This window comes from Algibacter agarivorans, assembly GCF_039543245.1.
Lineage (GTDB): Bacteria > Bacteroidota > Bacteroidia > Flavobacteriales > Flavobacteriaceae > Algibacter_G > Algibacter_G agarivorans.
Window position 1 is genome coordinate 222,279 of sequence record NZ_BAABJJ010000044.1, and the last position, 20,103, is coordinate 242,381.

Consider the following 20,103-nt stretch of genomic DNA (forward strand, 5'->3'; position numbering starts at 1 on the left):
TGTCCAGTCTAATATAGTAAGTCCATTTTTAACTAAATCAAAGTGATTGATTAGAAATTCAGGTAAGATGAGTTTGAGTAAGTCTAGATAATTGTCCAAGGTTCTTTTTTAAACAAAAATCGTAATCTTATTTCGATTCACACACAACTTTTGAGATTGATCCCTGACTTAAGTTACTCATAACCGTTAAACGAACTTCCCGAAAAACACAAAAGCTATACTTTATAAAGTATAGCTTTTGTGTTTTTAAAGTATAATATAAACCTACCTAGAATAGTTAGGAGATTCTTTAGTAATGGTTACATCATGCGGATGACTTTCATTAATACCACTTGCCGTAATTTTAACAAATTGTCCGTTTTCTTTTAAGGCTTCAATATCCTTAGCACCACAGTAGCCCATTCCCGCACGTAAACCACCGATAAATTGGTGAATACTTTCGTACAAATCGCCTTTATAAGGCACACGACCTACAATACCTTCGGGTACTAGTTTTTTAATATCGTCTTCTACATCTTGGAAATAACGGTCTTTACTACCTTCTTTCATAGCTTCAACAGAACCCATACCACGATACGATTTAAACTTTCTTCCTTCGTAAATAATAGTTTCTCCTGGAGACTCTTTAGTTCCTGCTAAAAGCGAACCTAACATTACGGTATCTGCACCCGCTGCAATAGCTTTAGGAATATCGCCTGTATAACGAATACCACCATCTGCAATTACAGGAACTCCTGTGCCTTTTATAGCAGCAGCAACTTCTAATACCGCAGAAAACTGTGGAAAACCTACACCAGCAACCACTCGCGTAGTACAAATAGAACCAGGTCCAATACCAACTTTTACAGCATCAGCACCAGCTTCAACTAAATATTTAGCAGCTGCACCAGTGGCTATATTACCAACAACAACATCTAGTTCTTGGAACTTTGATTTAATTTCTTTTAAGACTCCAACCACACCTTTAGTATGCCCATGTGCAGTATCAATAATAACAGCATCAACACCTGCTTTTACTAAAGCCTCTGCTCTTTGAACTGCATCAGCTGTAACTCCTAATGCTGCTGCAACTCGTAAGCGACCGTATTTATCCTTATTGGCATTAGGTTTTTGACTCAGTTTTGTAATATCTCTAAAGGTTATTAAACCTGATAATTTAAAGTTATCATCAACAATTAATAATTTTTCAATTTTATGCTGTTGAAGAATTTTTTCAGCATCTTGTAAAGAGGTTCCAACTGCTGCTGTTACTAAGTTTTCACTCGTCATAACTTCAGTAATTGGCCTTTTATTATCATGTTCAAAACGCAAATCACGATTTGTAACGATTCCCTTTAAAGTCCCTTCATCATCAACAATAGGAATACCGCCAATGCCATATTCGGCCATATATTTTTTGGCATGCTTAACTTTGGCCGTAAGTGGTAAAGTAACAGGATCAATAATCATCCCGCTTTCTGCTCGCTTTACCTTTCTAACTTTCGTAGCTTGCGCCTCAATAGACATGTTTTTATGTAACACCCCAATACCACCTTCTTGCGCCATGGCAATAGCCATTTTACTTTCGGTAACCGTATCCATGGCAGCCGAAATTATAGGCACGTTTATAGTGATGTTTCTTGTGAATTTTGTTTGAATACTTACTTCGCGAGGAAGAACTTCAGAAAAAGCTGGGACTAATAGAACGTCGTCATAGGTTAAACCTTCTCCTACTATTTTGTTTTCGTGTGCAGTCATGATGCAATTATAGTTATAATTGCGTGCAAATATACGACTAAATTATAAGAGCTTGTTTAGTAATTTGTCAATTATTTTTTTTGAAGTAATTGTTTAAAAATAATACCTGTTGAAGCTACAAAAGTAAGTGCCATTAATATGCCTGAAAGCATAACAATATACTTCATCCATAGTAATCCTGTCCAGAGTAAATACAACCCTCCAAATGTTAGGATTACTGAAACAAATGGTTCTACTATTAAAAATGTTTTAACGCCCTTAGAGAGTTTGGTTATTGAAACCAACAAACCTACCAAAAAGAAAATAATAGACATAGACAGTATATGGTTATGCACCAAAGTGAGCATTTCTTGAGGGCTTTTTTTGAAGCGCATAACAGCAGCAGCATCATCGTCTTCGTTTCCTAAATACTGTTCTTCAATACCGTTTGGATTTGCTGAAGAGGTTTCGCCAACAAATAGTAAACCTGTATAAAAGCCTATACTTAATACAATTACAAATGCCCCGATTAATAGTTTAATTTCTTTGGGAAGCGTAAATATTAATCCGTTTAGTTGCATTTATAAGATATTTTTACTGTGAAGGATTTTTAATGATTTTAACAAATCGTTCATGGCATTGGTCATAGAACGCACAGAAATGGTTGCTCCAGAAATAGCTATAATATTGTCGCCATATTTAAGCTCGTCACCACCTTTTTTACCAATAAATTGTTTTAACCAACGTGTACTCCCAATTTCGCCACCGTATTCTTCTCTGTAAATTAAAACTTTTGATTTTAGAACTATTAAATCCTTATCTAATAATACCAAATAATCAAACTGAGCTGTTTTACTAGGGGCTTTAGAAAGATAGGCATAACCTAAAAGGGAATCGTTAGCTTCTATTTTGAAAAGGTTGTTAGCTTCAAATTTTGAAGGTAAGTCTTTTGTGATTTCTGAAGCGATAGTAACTTCTGTAAAATTAAACGTTTCGATATTAAAACTCTTTTGAATTTCTTTATCTACTTTTTTCTGAATGTTTTTTGGCAAGCCGAAAGACATCAAGACTAAAGCTATAAATAATATTAAAAGGTGTTTAAAATGCATAGTGCAAAAGTATTGTTTTTTATTGTTCTTACAAGTAATACCAATTAGGCAATTACCAAACTTAATTTTTGATAATTGCCTTTGGCTAGTTTTGCGTTAGGGATTGAGGCATTGTTGGAGCTCCTCGAAGAGAGCGACTGCCGAAAGCCCGACCCTTGTGGTAACGCCCAAATTATTTCAGATTTCCTTCTTCAAGGAAATAAAAAAGTCCCATTAAAACCAAACCCCAATTCCGAAGTTAAGTCTATTGGCTACATCTGAACCGGATTGCGCATTATCTCTAAACTGATAATCTCCTTTTAATACTACTCCTGGAGCAATATGATAACTTAATCCTGTTGTAAAATCGTTTCTGTTATAAGCATCGTTTTGTAATAGCGCTCCATCTGTACTGGCATGCGTATCGTACTGCTCGTATCTAGCAAAAGCGAATAAACGCTGTGCTTTATTTTGTGGCAACAAGTTATAAGCAGTTTCCACGTACCAACCCTGTAATGCACTCCCCAAACCTTGATTTGGATTTGCTACTAGGTCGTAATATAAATTATTATAGTCTTCTGTATCACTAAGACTTGCATGAATAAACTGCCCTCGTGCCGTAAAACGTTTGTATGCATAACGCGCATCTAAACCAATCATAGAAATCCCAACATCTGCACCTTCTAACATATCTACATCATCTTCGGCTTGTGTACGGCCAAAATAACCAGACAAGCCTAATCGTAATCCAGAAATTCCATAATAGTCTAATTTAGTAGAAAAATTAGGAGAGTTTATGGTTGACTTAATTCCTTTTTGTCTTCCGTTTCTCAATCCGCTACTCCCGCCTAATCTTTTTGTTCCATTAACTGATTGAAACCCGTTAAAAATATAAGCTTGATAGCCTAAGGAAATTTCATTAAACCTACCGGTAACACCTACCCCAATTTCACGCCAGGTAGTTGGTACAATAGCATTATCTACATTTGGTCTTTCTACACCATTAAATGTAGTTGGCTCATGAAATTCATTTATAATCCCCATTGGCACCAGCATTAAACCACCACGTAAACTAACATTAGGTGCCACATTATAATTTACAAAGGCTTGTTCTATAAACACTTCTTCTACATGCTCGAATTCTACCTCTGTTACAAATTGTGTTTTATCGTTGAATTTGTAACCAAAGAGTAAAACTAACCGTTGCACGTCTAATTCGCCATTATCACCTTCTGGCTGGTTATAGGTTAGCTCACCATAAGCGCCTACAGTAACAGCTTCTCCATAATTACCAGACAGTATACGTTGTGCTGCGTTTAATTGCTTTTGAGGGTTAAAAGTGATTGAATCTTGTGAGGTTTGCGCACCTAAGATTGATGCTCCTAAGATTGAAAAAATTAAGGCTAGTTTTCTCATTTTATTATTGGTTAACTGTTTTTATTTAGACTTATTATAAATAACATTTCAATTGAAGCAGCAAATATAAAACTCATAATAACTTACGCAAAGTTTATTTAGATTAATTTTAAATTAACTTTTTATCTAAGATGTAATCAAAATAAAACCAGCATTTTAAGCTAAAAAAAATTAATGGTAATTCTTGAAAATTTTAGAGGCTTCGTTATAAGCGCTCTCAAAACTAAGCGCATTTAAACTATTATTTTTGTTTGAAGTGAAATAAGATAATAGTTTTTCAGTAGGCATATTTCCAATTAATTCGTCTTTTGCCATAGGACAGCCACCAAACCCTTGAATGGCCCCATCAAAGCGATTACAGCCAGCCTTAAAAGCAGCGTCAACTTTTTCGAACCAAGATGCTGGTGTGGTATGTAAATGTGCGCCGAATTCTATATTTGGATATTTAGGAATTAAATTCGAAAATAAATAATCAATACTTTCTGGGTTTGAAGTCCCAACGGTATCGCTAAGCGATAAAATCTTCACACCCATATTAGCAAGTTTTTCTGTCCACTCGCCTACAATATCGACATTCCATGGGTCGCCATAAGGATTCCCAAATCCCATAGAAATATAAACAACGACTTCTTTATTTGATTTATTTGCAATTTCTAATATCTCAGAAAGCGTAACCACAGATTGCGCAATAGTTTTGTGTGTATTACGCATTTGAAAGTTCTCTGAAATAGAAAACGGGTAGCCTAAATAGTTTATATCTTTGTGTTTAGAGGCATTGTTGGCACCTCTAGTGTTAGCTACAATTGCTAAAAGTTTACTTGTAGTCTTACTTAAATCCAGTTGTGCTAAAACCTCAGCCGTATCAATCATTTGCGGAATGGCTTTTGGCGACACAAAACTGCCAAAATCAATAGTATCAAACCCAACTCGCAATAACGACTGTATATATTGCACTTTCTGCTCTGTTGGAATAAACTGTTTTATACCTTGCATAGCATCTCGTGGGCATTCAATAATTTTTATTGGTTTTGACATTATTTAATCAAAATTTAAGATGATAAAAATACTACTATTTTTCTGAAAAGCTTACCACTATTATGTTTAACGAAAGTATGGCTATAATTGAATATCATTTTCAATATTCGTGTTGCACTTATTACTTGAACTTAGAAAATACCTAAATATAACATTTTATAAAAATTACAATATCCGAGTAAGTTTTAATAATCCAAAACGACACATGAAAAACAATAATAATTTAAGATTTTTTTACTATGAAAAAAATTACTCTAGCGCTTTGTTTATTTGTCCTGTTGGCATCAAATATAGCTTTTAGCCAAAGCCTTGCTAATTATAACATATCATTAACCACTATTTGGAATACAACTGATCATTCATCTCTTCCTAGCAATGCGCACTGGTCTCCTTTAGCTGGTGCTACACATAAGAACCTTAATGATATTCTTGTATTTGGTGCAACAGCCCCAATGACCAATGGCATTAAAGATATTGCAGAAACAGGTAATACGACAAATTTTAACAATGAAATAAATGATATTATTACCGCAGGTAATGCTGACCAATATTTACAACAAGGGTTTTCTCCTTTTGCGGGTAATAACAGTAACGCAACCATTAATAATGTTACTGTAAGTGAAAATTTTCCATTAATTACACTTGTATCTATGGTTGCCCCTAGTCCGGATTGGTTTATTGCTGTTAATAATTTAGACTTAAGATCTGGAAATGACCCTGATTTTAACGGATGGGAAAAGACTTTTACTATTGATGTTTTCGCGTATGATGCAGGTACAGATGATGGTACAGATTATGGATCTGGAAATTCAGCAAGTTCTCCAAGACAACCCATATCTATGATAACAGGTTTTCCTATTAATGGAAACAAAATGGGAACTATTACTTTCACACTGAATACTTCTACCTTAAGTACCAACCAAATTGATACGCTTGAAAACATAAAACTATACCCTAATCCTACCAATGGGCAAATTAGCATTTCAAATATTAAAAACAATGAATTAAATGCTATTGAAATCTTTAATGTTTTAGGAAGATTGGTAAAAGAAAGGTCTATTAAATCGGGATTTACTAAAGTAACTATGGATTTAACCAGCTTAAATAAAGGTATTTATTTGGTACAAATTAAAGCTATTGATGGTGCTAGTAAAACTCAAAAACTTGTAATCAAGTAAGTAAAAGATTCTAACTGTAAGGCATTATATTCATACTAATTACAAAAATTCATCTCCAAATTGTTAAATAATCGAAAATTTTAACATTATAACGTCTTTATTATAGCGCATATTCATTTAGGTATACATTTGAAACATAAAATGTTTTACCCCAAATGAATATTTTAACTTCAAGACTTAACCATATAATCTTTTCGATATTTTTATCGTTAAGCGCTTGCATGTTTTCTCAAAACAAAATTAAGGCTAGTTGTGGCAATATTACTTCCTCTGAAACTATTGCGTATTACAAAAGCCTAAAGCCTGATTTAAAAAAATACGAGCAAGAGTTTTTTAGTTATAGATATAACAAAGGATCAATACCTTCTACAACCATAAACTCTATACCGGTTAAAGCACATATCATTAGACGTTCAGACGGTTCTGGCGGGCTTAGTCAAGCTAGTTTAAACAACGCTATTACAAACCTAAACACCTTATATGCTGAGGCCTATCTAGAGTTCTTCTTGTGTGATGGCATTGATTATATAGACGATGACGGTTTAAATAATTTTAAAAAAGGAGATGAAAACACATTAACCGAAGCAAACTACGTTTCTGGTTTAATAAATATTTATTTTACAGATTATATTGAAAATGAATCTGAACAAAGCATTTGTGGCTACAGTGATAATATAGGGCGAAATGATATTGTTGTTATGAATAATAGCTGTGCCACTAATGATTCTTCATTAGCACATGAATTAGGTCATTTTTTCTCTTTATTACATACTCATGGTCCTGATAACGACAAATTAACTACTGAACTAGTTGATGGTAGTAATTGTGATACCGATGGAGATAGTATTTGCGATACACCTGCTGATCCAAAATTGACAAATTCAAAAATTGATGATTTGTGCAATTATATGGGTACTCAAACTGATGCTAATGGCGACCTATTTCAACCGGACACCAGCAACATGATGTCTTATTCAGATAAAAACTGTAGAACACAATTTTCGCAGCAGCAATTAGCACGTATGTACGCGTTTTATATGACAACAAAAAATTATTTGGCGTGTCCTACCTTCAATGCTAATATTTCAGTAAATGAAAGCGAAACCTGCGAAGAAACTCTAACTGTAAATTTTGAGGGCTTAAGTGAAAACATTACTAATTGGGAATGGGATATAGATGCTGATGGCATTATTGATTATACTTCAAAAAATCCTTCACACACCTATGAAAATGGTATCTATAGTGTTATACTTAAGGTTTCAAACAAATCTAAGACCATAAAAAAAACCTTTACTAATTTTATTAAAGTAGGTACACAAACTGCTCCTTTAGATGAAAATTTTGAAGATTTTGAAATGTTAGGAGACCATGGTTGGACAAGTAACGATGCTTCTGGTAGTGGCTACCTTTGGTATACTAATATCGGTGATACACAATCTGAAACTACGGGGCCATCAGATTATAGAAATGCTGAAAACTCATTAAACACATATATGTACGCAGAAGCTTCTGGAGCAAATCCTGGCGATGTAGCAGAATTTATCTCACCATGTTTTACTGTTAATAATGAGAATAGTGAATTAGAGTTTTCATATCATATGTTCGGTAAGCATATTGGCGAATTACATATAGATCTTAAAACGGAGGATGGCTATATAAATGATTTTATTCCAGCGTTTTATGGTAGTCAACAGGATAATCAAGATGATCCTTTTTTAACTAAATCCATAAATTTATCTGGGTACACAAATCAAACTATAAAAGTCCGTTTTAGAGCTATAAGAGGTTCTAGTTGGGATGGCGATATAGCTATTGATAATATTTTCATTAAAACCATTGATGTTGCAATAACAGACGATTATTATAAGGTATACCCTAACCCTGTTCAAGACGATATGGTTTTTATTAAAAGTAACGACCCAAAAAAAGTTTCAACTTTTGAGGTTTCTAATTTAGTTGGTCAGATATTTTTATCAGGAACAATAACAAATCAGCCAATCGACGTAAGTAATCTATCTTCGGGAACTTATTTACTTATTTTGACAAATGGTGAATCGAGAGTCTTAAAAAAGATTATCAAATAGCCTTTATTTTTAGCTCCAAATCTCACTAATATTCACTAATATTTAAAAAATCTTTAGATATTCTATTGGTGTAATCATTTTTGGATAATAACCAACCTACCACCGGCTGGCAGGTTTCCCGAATTTTAAATGTACATAGCTGCTCATTTATTCGTGCTAATTAGTGCAATTCGTGGCTTATTTTACCAACATTTACCTTTTAAGCAAGGCTTTATTAATACGTTTTATTAGACTTGGTCCTTCATAAATAAATCCTGTATAAATTTGAACTAAATCTGCGCCAGCATCAATTTTTTCTAAAGCATCTTTAGCAGAATGAATACCCCCTACTCCTATTATCGGAAATGCTTTATTACTTTTATCTGAAAGGTATTTTACAACCTGAGTACTTTTATCTTTTATGGGCTGTCCGCTTAAACCACCATTTCCAATACTTTCTAGTAAAGTGTCTGAGGCTTTTAAACCGCTCCGGTCTGTAGAGGTATTACTTGCAATAACACCATCTAATTTGGTATTAGCAACCAGTTCAATAATCTCGTCTAATTGATTATTGTTTAAATCGGGCGCTATTTTTAATAAGATGGGTTTTTGTTTTTCAAAAGTATTATTCGCTTTTTGTACCGCTCCAATAAGTTCTTCTAAATAATCTTTATCATTTAATTTAGCATGACTCCCCACATTTGGGCAACTTACATTAAGTACAAAATAATCAACATACGGATGCAATGCATTAAAGCACTCCAAATAATCTTTAGTATAACCTTCTGGTTTTGTACTGGTGTTTTTCCCAATATTCCCGCCAATAATCAATTTTCCTTTATTCTTTTTAAGTTGTGTAATGGCAGCCTCTAGGCCGTCATTGTTAAAGCCCATTCGGTTAATAATACCTTGGTCGTCTTTTAACCTAAAAAGCCTTTTCTTAGGGTTTCCTGCTTGCCCCTTAGGTGTTACCGTACCAATTTCAATAAAACCGAACCCGAAATTTGCCAATTCATTGTACAGCACCGCGTTTTTATCAAAACCGGCTGCCAGACCTACGGGATTTTTAAATGTAAGTCCGAATAATTTTCGCTCCAATCGTACATCTTCAATAGTATATAAACTTCTAAATATAGATGGGAATCCAGGAATTTTAGATGTGAATTTTATTAATGAAAATGTAAAATGATGAATTTTTTCGGGGTCGAATGAAAAAAATAAAGGACGAAGTAGTAATTTATACATCAATGTAATTTAATGCAAAAATAAGCCTAAATAGTGTAACTAAAAAATCAACAAAATCAAAAGCTAAAAAAATTAATAATCGTAAATTAGAGCCATTAAATAGCTATTAATTAAAAAAGAATTCCTAGAGGCTTTGCATCGGGATTTCAGTTGAAATTGTCATTCCCATGAAATCGGGAATCTCTAAAAACAGAATATATTTTACGCGAATAATACTAAATTCCATCTAAATGATATCAAAACAACACATCATAAAACGCTTTTTAAGTTACGTAACTATTGATACAGAATCTGACCCAACATCAGACACCACACCTAGCACAATAAAGCAATGGAATTTAGCAACTAAACTAGCTGAAGAACTTAAAAGCATTGGCATGCAAGATGTTGATATTGATGAAAACGCATACATTATGGCTACTTTACCGAGCAATGTTGACCATGATGTTCCTACAATAGGGTTTATTTCGCATTTTGATACCTCGCCAGATTTTACAGGAGCCAACGTAAAACCCCAAATTATTGAGAATTATGATGGAAAAGACATTGTTTTAAATGAAACTGAAAACATTATACTATCGCCAGATTATTTTGATGATTTACTGCTTTATAAAGGTCAAACTTTAATCACCACAGATGGCACGACCCTTTTGGGTGCAGATGACAAAGCTGGTATTTGCGAAATCGTTTCAGCCATGGAGTACCTGATCAATCATTCTGAAATTAAACACGGTAAAATCCGAGTTGGGTTTACGCCCGATGAAGAAATTGGTAGAGGTGCTCACAAATTTGATGTTGAAAAATTTGGAGCAGATTGGGCATACACCATGGACGGCAGTCAAGTAGGCGAATTAGAATATGAAAATTTTAATGCAGCTGAAGCTGTTGTAAAAGTAAAAGGAAAAATTGTTCATCCAGGTTATGCCAAAGGAAAAATGATAAACTCCATGTACATTGCACAAGAGTTTATTAATTCGCTACCCCGAATGGAAACACCAGAACACACTGAAGGTTACCAAGGTTTTTTCCATTTGCATGACACGAAAGGGGACGTAGAAGAAACCGTTTTACAGTACATTATTCGCGACCATGATAAAGGTCATTTTGAAGCTAGAAAAGAAGTGATGGTAAAACTGACCAACGAACTTAATTCGCAATACGGCAGGGAAGTCATTACAACCGAAATTAAAGACCAGTACTTCAACATGAAAGAAAAAATAGAACCCGTAATGCATATTGTTGATATTGCTGAAGAAGCCATGAAACAACTAAACATCGAACCGCATATTAAAGCCATTCGTGGTGGTACAGATGGCTCTCAATTAAGCTACATGGGCTTACCTTGCCCAAATATATTTGCTGGCGGTCATAATTTTCATGGGCGCTACGAGTATGTACCTGTTGAAAGTATGATTAAAGCAACTGAAGTTATTTGTAAGATTGCAGAATTAACGGCGGAAAGGAAGTAGGTGGTTTTAAGTCTAGAACCTGTAAACTTGACTTTGTGAAAATTTCAGCTAACTTCGTTTAACGTCCGATATAGTTGACCTGTGGTGAACTTGTTTCAGTATTAAAACGCAACCATATCTTAGCATTAAACGAACCTTTGACCCGTCCTGAAATAAAAAATAAAAAAAGTCTACTCCGTTGAAGAATATATAGAATCCAACTCGCATTTTGGAGAAGCACTTACTGTGCCTAGAAATATTATAAATTCTACGGAACTAAACGAAGCTCTAAAATGGTCTGCACCCACCTACGATTTAAACGGTAAAAACATTTTGGGCTTAAGGGCATTTAAAAATCATTTTGAAGTTTATTTGGTATTACATGATAAATACAAAAACTGCTAAAAAAAAAAGCTTCCAAAAAGGAAGCTTTTAAAATATTTTAAAAGTATATATTATTTAACTTTTGCTGGTGTATTTAACTTACTACTCATTTCCATAGAAATGGCTGAGCGTTCGTACTTTAATTTTCCAGACATCGTTTCTATAACACAACTACCATCTTTATCGTTTAGTTCTAAAACCTTACCGTGCAATCCGCTTTTAGTAACTACTTTATCGCCACGTTTTAAATCTGCAGCAAATTTCTTTTCCTTTTTTGCACGTTTCATTTGCGGTGCAATCATAAAGAAATACACGACTACAAACATTAAAATAAATGGCAAAAATTGCCCTATTCCTTCTCCCATTATGTCTATTATTTAGTTTTTAGCTGCTACTGGTTTAACAGCTGGTTTTTTATTTGGGTCTGGTTTAACAAACGCCGTAATTTTAACAATTTCACTACCTTTTTCTGTATTTGCAGTAACCGTTATTGATTTTGAAACTTTATTAGAGCCACTACCATTAAACTTAACAGAAAATTGTCCTTCTCCTCCTGGTAATAATGGTTCTCTACTCCAATCTTGTGGTACTGTACAACCACATGAACTTTTAATATCCGTAATCACTAAAGGTGCATCACCCGTATTTTTATATTTAAAAACTGTTGAAACGGCTGTTTTAGCTTCAATTTCTCCAAAATCGTGTTCTTTCTTGTCAAACTCAATTACAGGAAATTTAGATGAACTTGCATCTCTAACAGCAGCTGCAGCTACATTAGTTTCATCAATTTTTTTAGCAGCGTTCTCTTTACAAGACGCAAAAGCAATTAAACATAATGTGCTTAATCCTAATATTACTTTTTTCATGATAATTATTTTTAATATTATTTGGTGCGTAAAAATAGTAATTATTTAAATGATTAAAAATTTTAGTTACTGTCTTAACAGAAAATAAACATTTTTAAGACATTACATCAATCCGCGTCCTACTTTGTTTAATGTTCCAGACGCTTCATATTCTTTAACTAGCTTATCCAAAATACCATTAATGAATATACTACTCTTTGGTGTAGAATATTCTTTTGCTATTTCTAAATACTCATTAATAGTTACTTTTACTGGAATTGACGGAAATTTTTGCAATTCGCAAATAGCCATTTGCAACAACACATAATCAACGTTTGCAATACGATCTGTGTCCCAGTTTTGGGTTTTAAGTTCTATTTCTTTATTAATCGCAGTTTTATTTAAAAGTGCCTTCTTAAATAAATCAATAGCAAATTGTTTATCATCAGCATCTTTATACAACCTTGGGATAAAAAAGCTTTCAGGTGATGTTGTTTTCACTTTTCGCAATAGCTTTAAAATAGTAGTGTTTACTGTAGGAAGATCATCTAACCAGGTTAGATTTTTATCTTCCATATATTCATAAAGTTTATCGTTTGGTGCAATAACATCTTTAAAAATATCAACAATAAAATCTTTATCTTCTTTAAAATCCGAAACTCTAGTTTGCATATACTCCTTATACAAATCACTAGAAACTATGGCTTTAAAAATAATATCTACATACTCGCCATCTAAATCCCAGTTTGTAATTTTATAAGTTTCTAACCTGTTTTTTAATTCAAGATTATCCTTTAAAAGTTTTAATAATTGATTATTAATAAACTTTCTGTTTGGATCTTTATCTTCTTGAGTAGCGAGGTGTTTTTTTTGTTTCTTTTGTAAATCGTTTTCAGCTCTTTTTTGAACTTCAATTAATAACGAGATTAATAACAAGTACAAGTTGTACATATTATCTATACTAAACAATAAAAACTTTTGATCCTTACTAAAATCATCACTCTCTCCTCCTTTAAAGGCATACATAGTTTGCATTACTTTTACGCGAATATGTCTTCTGTTTAGCATAATTACAAAGAACTTTAATTAAAAAATATGAAATTTATTCATGGTTTTCGAGCCGCAAAAATAACACTATATTTAAAAAAACACATGGTATTATTCATTTAATTATCACAAGATGTTTTAAGCTATATTTAACAATTAGCTTATTATTTTCAACAGCTTTAATTATCAATAATCCCTATATTTGCGCTTCTATCACTAATTTAGTAAATGAAAGAGTTACAGCACTTAAATAAGTACTTTTTAAAATATAAGACGCACCTTTTAGTTGGTACTCTAATTACTATTGCTGCTAGAATATTTTTGCTTTTTACACCCAGATATGTAAAAGAAATTTTTGTTGTTATTGAAAAATACACAAAAGGGGCAATTACTCAAGATGTTTTTGAAAGCGAACTTGCAGAAGCTATTCTATATATTATAGGAGCTGCAATAATTGGTGGTGTTCTTACCTTTTTTATGAGGCAGGCTATTATAAATGTGTCGCGTTATATAGAATTTGATTTAAAAAACGAAATCTATGAGCAGTACCAAAAGCTATCCTTAAATTTTTATAAGAAGAACAGAACGGGCGATTTAATGAACCGTATTACTGAAGATGTTGGCAGGGTACGTATGTACGCAGGGCCTGCACTTATGTATAGTATCAATACACTTGCGCTTTTTGTTATTGTTATTATTTATATGGTAAATGCATCGCCAAAATTGACATTATATACTATTGTTCCATTGCCAATTTTATCGGTTATCATATATAAATTAAGTAAAGAAATACACAAGCGCAGTACGATAGTTCAAGAATATCTATCTAAACTTTCTACATTTACACAAGAGTCCTTTAGTGGTATTTCCGTAATTAAAGCCTATGGTATTGAACCACAAACTTCTGTAAATTTTAAATCGCTTGCCGCGGAAAGTAAAGCCAAACAAATAAGTTTAGTTAAAGTACAAGCTTGGTTTTTCCCTATGATGATTTTACTTATTGGCGCCAGCAATCTATTAGTTATTTACGTTGGAGGGATGCAATATATAAATGGTGAAATTGAAAGTATAGGTACCATTGCAGAGTTTATTATTTATGTAAATATGCTAACGTGGCCTGTAGCAACCGTGGGTTGGGTAACCTCTATTGTGCAACAAGCTGAAGCCTCTCAAAAACGAATAAACGAATTTTTAAAAATCGAACCCGAAATTAAAAACATGGTAAATTCACCTACCAAAATAACAGGAGATATTAGCTTTAATAATGTTTCTTTCACTTATGATGACACTAATATTCAGGCATTAAAAGGCGTTAGTTTTCACATCAAAGAAGGTGAGACATTGGCTATTTTAGGAAAAACGGGAGCCGGAAAATCTACTATTTTAGATTTAATAGGAAGGCTTTACGATATTGACGAAGGTTCTATTATCATAAATGACACAGAAATCAACCAACTTAATTTAACAGATTTAAGAAACAGTATTGGGTATGTACCTCAAGATGCGTTTTTGTTTTCAGATACTATTAAGACCAACATTAAGTTTGGAAATCATGATGCTACCGATGATGACGTTATAGAGGCTGCAAAAAACGCCCAAGTACACAAAAACATTATCAAATTTAACAAAGGTTATGATACCAAATTAGGTGAACGTGGTATTACGCTCTCCGGTGGGCAAAAACAACGTATTTCCATTGCTAGAGCAATTATAAAATCGCCTAAAATATTATTATTTGATGATTGTTTATCTGCTGTTGACACCGAAACTGAAGAAAAAATATTAAAGAATCTTGATAAAATATCGAAAGGAAAAACCACTATTATTGTTAGCCACAGGGTTTCTTCAGCAAAAAATGCCGATAAAATCATTGTACTCGATAACGGTAAAATTGTTCAAGAAGGCACACATGATACGCTTATAAATATTGATGGTTATTATAAACATCTTTACTTAAAACAACTGAGTGAAACAACATCTAAGTAAGATACATTCTTAAACAATAACCACTTAGAGTGTTTTTTTATTCAATTAAATGCAACAAAAACCAACTTTACAAAAAGAAAATTCATAATTTATTGGTTAGTATCAGTTTTTTTTTAGATTTTTGATAGAATTATAAAAACAAATTACAATTCAATTATGAACTATAATGGTATGATGGAGAAAGAGGAAATTTTTTCGAAAGTATTAAGAGCTGGAAGACGCACTTATTTTTTTGATGTAAGAGCTACTAAGGCTGAAGATTATTACTTAACAATTACTGAAAGTAAAAAATTCACTAATGACGATGGATCGTTTCATTATAAAAAACATAAAATTTATATTTACAAAGAAGACTTTTCTGAATTTAAAGACATTTTAGCTGAAATGACTGATTATATCATTAATGAAAAAGGTGATGAAGTGATTAGCGAACGTCATCAAAAAGACTTTAAAAAAGAATATGACGAAACACTTAGAGTTACAGAAGACGAATTAAAAACTCCGGGAAGTTTTACAGATATCAATTTTGATGATATTTAAATAGCCATCAAACAAAATAATGCAAACCGTAGTTATCTCTTTAATTACGGTTTTTTTATTCTTAAACATATGGCAACTTTAACTCACAACACTTCCATTTTTCACTTTATTTTCAGGTTTTAACAATATAACATCCTTGCTATTCACAGCACCTAACACCAAACATGTGCTACTAAACTTGGCTATTTGTTTTTTTGGAAAATTAACCACCGCTACAATCTGTTTTTGAAGTAAATCTTCCTTTTTATAGAGCGTTGTGATTTGAGCTGACGATTTTTTAACACCTAAATCGCCAAAATCAATAATCAATTGATAGGCTGGATGTCGTGCTTCCGGGAAGTCGTTAACTTCTATTATAGTACCAATGCGTAGATCTACTTTGGTAAAGTCGTCAAAAATAATTGTCTTATCCATTTTTTAAAAATACAAATTATCACGAACTTTGAATAAAACATTTTATTATGGCACGCACTCCTTCAAATATGCTTCCGATAGGAACAAAAGCACCAGATTTTTCACTTTTTGACACGGTTTCAGGTAATCGATTAAATTTTAATGAGTTAAAAGGTAATTTAGGGACAGTAATCATGTTTATATGCAACCATTGCCCTTTTGTAATTCATGTGAATTCTGAGTTAGTTGATATAGCAAACGCTTACGCGGAAAAAGGAATTAATTTTATTGCTATTTCCAGTAATGATGCTGTTAATTATCCGCAAGATTCTCCAGAAAAAATGAAGCTTCATGCTAAAAAGGAAAACTATCCATTTCCATATTTGTATGATGAAACGCAAAATATAGCAAAAGCTTATGATGCTGCTTGTACTCCTGATCTTTACGTTTTTGATAATAATCTGGAGCTTGTTTACAGAGGTCAACTTGATAATTCTAGACCCGGAAACGGACTTCCAGTTACAGGAAAAGATTTGCGATATGCTTTAGATTGTTTAATTGAAGGAAAAAAGAATACAGAAACTCAAAAGCCAAGTATAGGCTGTAATATTAAATGGAAATATTAGGTTAATTTTAATTGCCAAATACCAACATTCTGCCATTTACCAAATTTTAAGCCTACTTCTTTTAAGTTAGCCACTTGCTCGAATCCAAATTTTTCATGAAGTTTAATACTGGCTTCATTAGGAATAGTTAACACACCCAAAACGGTATGCAGATTAGTTTCTTTGAGCAAGCTTAATAATTCAGCATATAATTTAGTACCTATTCGCTTTCCGTACGAATTATGCTTTACATAAACGGTAGATTCCACCACATAATCATAAGCCGGTTTTGGTCTAAATCTGCTACCGTATGCATACCCTAATATCTCATTATTTTCCTCATAAATAATAAAAGGGTAATCTGCATTAATATGGTTTAATTTATCTTCAAATGCTTTAAGTGATAGTGCTTCAATATCAAAAGTAACTGTAGTATGCAACACATAATAGTTATATATATCTAGTAATGCTTGAGCATCATTTATATGTACGGGTCTAATCATTTAAATCCAACCTTTACGCTTCATCAAATTTTCTATATGCGCATAATGATGGTTGCTGTGCCATGCATAATTCCCCACATTATAACTAAGCAAAACGGCACTATTAGTTTCCGGATGAATAAAACTTTTGTTTAAATCATCCTCAGATAATGTTTTTAATAAATAAACCAATTTAAAATGGATAGCCTTAATATGGTGTAAAGACATATCTAATGGAGCGAATTTAGAATCTATAAGTTCTGCCCAACGATCTTCATAATAGGCTTTAATAATTGGTTTATCTTCAGTTAATGCCCATTTAAAACGTGTATAACTATGATGATGACTATCAGAAACATGATGAACCACTTGCCTTATTGTCCAACCACCTGGTCTATAAACAGTGTCCAATTTTCTATCTGTTAAGCCATTAACTAGGTTTTCTAATCGGTTTGGAAAATGCTCTAATATAGAGATCCAGCTTTCAATATGTTGTTTGGAAATAGTGTTTGGACAAACAAATTGTCCAATAGGATATTTAAGGTTTTGTAGTTCTTGCTCTGTCATAAAAACAAAGATAAAAAATACTAGGCAACAATGGCACTCCCTTTTTTAGTCCAATTTACAGCGGAGTAAATAGAGTTAAAGTTTTTTATTTTATTTCTAAAAAATAATTCTTCAACCATTAAATTCATGATACCGAACTTATTATCACTTACCACATAATAGCCTTTTAAGTAGTAATGGTTTTTAAAAAACTTCAACCAATCCATAGCAACAACAGCATAAGGGTTGATACGGTTCGAAATGTATATCAGATCCCTTCCGTCTGTACCTAAAAAACAAGACACATCATCAACAATCTGTTTAGCATGATTGTTCCAACTAAAATTAACACCTTGATTAATTTCAGAAACTATAAATCCGTCAAAAATAAAGATATCTCCAAAAGAATAATTCAACTCTTTAAGAACTTCGGAATATAAATCTGTTTGTTTTACACTTATCACAGTGCAAAAATATATTTAACAAAGTATAGTAAAGAATATAATCGATGAACCAAATAATTATCAGCCATTTGGTTAATTAGAAACAAAAAAAAGACTGCCTTTTCAGACAGTCTTATATTTTTATATAAAATTTTTACTTTATTTCACATCCATCAACTCAACATCGAAAACTAAAGTAGCATCCGGTGGTATAACACCTCCAGCTCCTGCACTACCATATCCTAAATGACTTGGTATTACAAAACGCGCTTTATCTCCAATTTTTAATAATTGAATACCTTCATCCCATCCTGGAATAACTTGACCAACACCTAAAGGAAAATCGATAGGCTCATTGCGTTTGTACGAAGAATCAAAAACAGTACCGTCAGATAACTGCCCTTTATAATGTACAGAAACGGTTTTACCTTTTTCTGCTTTAGCACCTTGACCTTCTTGAATAATTTGATAACGCAATCCGCTATCTGTTTTATTAAAACCCGAAGCAATTTTTTCTAACTCAGCTTCAGCTTTAGCTTTTGCTTCTGCTAGTTTTTTTTCTCTAGAACCTTCAAATGTTCTAAATGATTCCACAGGATTAAATGCCTCAGCATCTGCCCCTACTCTAATAATTTCTAAAGTTTCAATTATATCGCCTTGTTCTGTAGCATCAACAACTTCTTGCCCATGTTCTACTTTTCCAAAAACGGTGTGCTTACCATCTAACCAACTGGTTTCAATATGGGTTATAAAAAACTGACTTCCGTTAGTTCCTGGTCCCGCATTTGCCATTGATAAAATCCCTGGTCCATCATGCTTTAAATCTGGATGAAACTCATCATCAAATTGATACCCTGGATTCCCAGAACCAGATCCTTGTGGGCAACCACCTTGAATCATAAAATCTGGAATTACCCTATGAAACTTTAAACCATTATAATATGGTGTTCCTTGAGGTTTAACCTTGTTTTCTAAGTTCCCTTCTGCTAAAGCTACAAAGTGCCCAACTGTTCCTGGTGTTTTTTTGTACTCTAAAGCAACAAGGATTTCTCCTTTTGTTGTATTAAATTTTGCGTATAATCCGTCTTGCATTGTTGTGGTTTTTAAGAAAGTGCAAATATATGAAATCATTTATGATTATAGTTTTGTGCTTTATAATTATAATTCTAGTTTTACCAAAATTATTTTGTTTATGAAATTTAAGTTCGATAAAATCTTTGGTGCTTTTGGGAATGCTCATGCCATACAGCCAACTCATGATGATAATTACATCAAGGATATTATAAACTCTATTGATGAAGACCCTTTTGCTATTTCTGAACAAAATGTGCTGTTTGCAAAAACTTCCGAATTAGGAGGATACTTTTATGTAATTGCTATAATTGTAGGCCGTTTTAAAATTAAAACCATGAAAGGTGCAAAACTCGCAATACAAGGAAATGAGTTTGATTTAATCTTAAATTCGGATACAGATGAATTTGAATCCGACCACTCTAATGTGTCTAATAGATTTATTACAAGGATAGATTTTCAGATTGAAAAAGAGGATGTTTCTAAATTTGACAAAGCGTCTATTGAATCTTTAAAGTTATCTGCCAAAAAACAGGAGGTTTTATTCAATACTAATCGTTAATTACTTACTT

The 20,103-nt window shown here is 32.8% G+C and carries 21 protein-coding genes; 7 read left to right on the forward strand and 14 right to left on the reverse strand.

Going from position 1 to position 20,103, the window contains the following annotated elements:
* Positions 1–264: 264 nt before the first annotated feature.
* The 5 genes from guaB to ABD935_RS15900 all read right to left on the reverse strand — a co-directional run bounded on the left by guaB (position 265) and on the right by ABD935_RS15900 (position 5,255).
* Positions 265–1,737: an IMP dehydrogenase gene (guaB, locus tag ABD935_RS15880; protein ID WP_345193753.1), complete on the reverse strand. Its 1,473-nt coding sequence runs from the start codon at positions 1,735–1,737 to the stop codon at positions 265–267.
* Positions 1,738–1,808: 71 nt separating this feature from the next.
* Positions 1,809–2,297, reverse strand: a complete 489-nt coding sequence (locus tag ABD935_RS15885; RefSeq protein ID WP_345193755.1) for a hypothetical protein — start codon at positions 2,295–2,297, stop codon at positions 1,809–1,811.
* A complete protein-coding gene (locus tag ABD935_RS15890; protein WP_345193757.1) occupies positions 2,298–2,825 on the reverse strand; it encodes an FMN-binding protein in 528 nt (175 codons plus the stop codon). It abuts the gene before it with no gap.
* 213 nt (positions 2,826–3,038) lie between these two features.
* Positions 3,039–4,220 carry a hypothetical protein gene (locus tag ABD935_RS15895; protein ID WP_345193759.1) on the reverse strand — a complete coding sequence of 394 codons (1,182 nt, stop codon included), beginning with the start codon at positions 4,218–4,220 and terminating at the stop codon, positions 3,039–3,041.
* 171 nt (positions 4,221–4,391) lie between these two features.
* The gene (locus tag ABD935_RS15900) at positions 4,392–5,255 is read right to left on the reverse strand and encodes a hydroxymethylglutaryl-CoA lyase (RefSeq protein WP_345193761.1); all 864 of its coding nucleotides are present in this window, start codon (positions 5,253–5,255) and stop codon (positions 4,392–4,394) included.
* A 239-nt stretch (positions 5,256–5,494) separates the two neighbouring features.
* Between ABD935_RS15900 and ABD935_RS15905 the strand changes: the two genes are divergently transcribed.
* Both ABD935_RS15905 and ABD935_RS15910 read left to right on the forward strand, forming a co-directional pair.
* A complete protein-coding gene (locus tag ABD935_RS15905; RefSeq protein WP_345193763.1) occupies positions 5,495–6,433 on the forward strand; it encodes a T9SS type A sorting domain-containing protein in 939 nt (312 codons plus the stop codon).
* Positions 6,434–6,654: 221 nt separating this feature from the next.
* The gene (locus ABD935_RS15910; RefSeq protein ID WP_345193765.1) at positions 6,655–8,517 is read left to right on the forward strand and encodes a T9SS-dependent choice-of-anchor J family protein; all 1,863 of its coding nucleotides are present in this window, start codon (positions 6,655–6,657) and stop codon (positions 8,515–8,517) included.
* 192 nt (positions 8,518–8,709) lie between these two features.
* Here ABD935_RS15910 and ABD935_RS15915 read toward each other — a convergent pair whose 3' ends face one another.
* On the reverse strand, positions 8,710–9,741 hold the full coding sequence (locus ABD935_RS15915) for a quinone-dependent dihydroorotate dehydrogenase (protein WP_345193768.1): 1,032 nt from the start codon (positions 9,739–9,741) through the stop codon (positions 8,710–8,712).
* A 230-nt stretch (positions 9,742–9,971) separates the two neighbouring features.
* On the opposite strand from ABD935_RS15915, the gene pepT reads away from it, so the two are divergent.
* Positions 9,972–11,210 carry a peptidase T gene (gene pepT / locus ABD935_RS15920; protein WP_345193770.1) on the forward strand — a complete coding sequence of 413 codons (1,239 nt, stop codon included), beginning with the start codon at positions 9,972–9,974 and terminating at the stop codon, positions 11,208–11,210.
* 434 nt (positions 11,211–11,644) lie between these two features.
* Here the strand turns inward: pepT and yajC are convergent, their stop codons facing one another.
* The 3 genes from yajC to nusB form a co-directional block, all read right to left on the reverse strand.
* On the reverse strand, positions 11,645–11,938 hold the full coding sequence (gene yajC, locus ABD935_RS15925; RefSeq protein WP_345193772.1) for a preprotein translocase subunit YajC: 294 nt from the start codon (positions 11,936–11,938) through the stop codon (positions 11,645–11,647).
* A gap of 12 nt (positions 11,939–11,950) precedes the next feature.
* Complete coding sequence (locus ABD935_RS15930) at positions 11,951–12,439, reverse strand: DUF1573 domain-containing protein (protein ID WP_345193774.1); 489 nt, start codon at positions 12,437–12,439, stop codon at positions 11,951–11,953.
* 102 nt (positions 12,440–12,541) lie between these two features.
* Complete coding sequence (gene nusB, locus ABD935_RS15935) at positions 12,542–13,486, reverse strand: transcription antitermination factor NusB (RefSeq protein WP_345193776.1); 945 nt, start codon at positions 13,484–13,486, stop codon at positions 12,542–12,544.
* 207 nt (positions 13,487–13,693) lie between these two features.
* Between nusB and ABD935_RS15940 the strand changes: the two genes are divergently transcribed.
* Both ABD935_RS15940 and ABD935_RS15945 read left to right on the forward strand, forming a co-directional pair.
* The gene (locus ABD935_RS15940; protein WP_345193778.1) at positions 13,694–15,451 is read left to right on the forward strand and encodes an ABC transporter ATP-binding protein; all 1,758 of its coding nucleotides are present in this window, start codon (positions 13,694–13,696) and stop codon (positions 15,449–15,451) included.
* Between the two features lie 156 nt (positions 15,452–15,607).
* The gene (locus ABD935_RS15945; RefSeq protein WP_345193780.1) at positions 15,608–15,991 is read left to right on the forward strand and encodes a PUR family DNA/RNA-binding protein; all 384 of its coding nucleotides are present in this window, start codon (positions 15,608–15,610) and stop codon (positions 15,989–15,991) included.
* Between the two features lie 78 nt (positions 15,992–16,069).
* On the opposite strand, the gene ABD935_RS15950 is transcribed toward ABD935_RS15945, so the two are convergent.
* Positions 16,070–16,405 (reverse strand): tRNA-binding protein, encoded by a 336-nt coding sequence (locus tag ABD935_RS15950; RefSeq protein WP_345193782.1) that lies wholly within the window; start codon positions 16,403–16,405, stop codon positions 16,070–16,072.
* Between the two features lie 47 nt (positions 16,406–16,452).
* On the opposite strand from ABD935_RS15950, the gene ABD935_RS15955 reads away from it, so the two are divergent.
* Positions 16,453–17,010: a thioredoxin family protein gene (locus ABD935_RS15955; RefSeq protein ID WP_345193784.1), complete on the forward strand. Its 558-nt coding sequence runs from the start codon at positions 16,453–16,455 to the stop codon at positions 17,008–17,010.
* Here ABD935_RS15955 and ABD935_RS15960 read toward each other — a convergent pair.
* From ABD935_RS15960 to ABD935_RS15975, 4 genes are all read right to left on the reverse strand, one after another.
* Complete coding sequence (locus tag ABD935_RS15960; RefSeq protein WP_345193786.1) at positions 17,007–17,492, reverse strand: GNAT family N-acetyltransferase; 486 nt, start codon at positions 17,490–17,492, stop codon at positions 17,007–17,009. The genes ABD935_RS15955 and ABD935_RS15960 overlap by 4 nt on opposite strands.
* Positions 17,493–18,038 carry a YfiT family bacillithiol transferase gene (locus ABD935_RS15965; protein ID WP_345193788.1) on the reverse strand — a complete coding sequence of 182 codons (546 nt, stop codon included), beginning with the start codon at positions 18,036–18,038 and terminating at the stop codon, positions 17,493–17,495.
* A gap of 20 nt (positions 18,039–18,058) precedes the next feature.
* Positions 18,059–18,481, reverse strand: a complete 423-nt coding sequence (locus ABD935_RS15970) for a hypothetical protein (RefSeq protein ID WP_345193791.1) — start codon at positions 18,479–18,481, stop codon at positions 18,059–18,061.
* Between the two features lie 138 nt (positions 18,482–18,619).
* Positions 18,620–19,552 (reverse strand): peptidylprolyl isomerase, encoded by a 933-nt coding sequence (locus tag ABD935_RS15975; protein ID WP_345193915.1) that lies wholly within the window; start codon positions 19,550–19,552, stop codon positions 18,620–18,622.
* A 100-nt stretch (positions 19,553–19,652) separates the two neighbouring features.
* On the opposite strand from ABD935_RS15975, the gene ABD935_RS15980 reads away from it, so the two are divergent.
* Positions 19,653–20,093 (forward strand): hypothetical protein, encoded by a 441-nt coding sequence (locus tag ABD935_RS15980; protein ID WP_345193793.1) that lies wholly within the window; start codon positions 19,653–19,655, stop codon positions 20,091–20,093.
* Positions 20,094–20,103 lie beyond the last annotated feature (10 nt).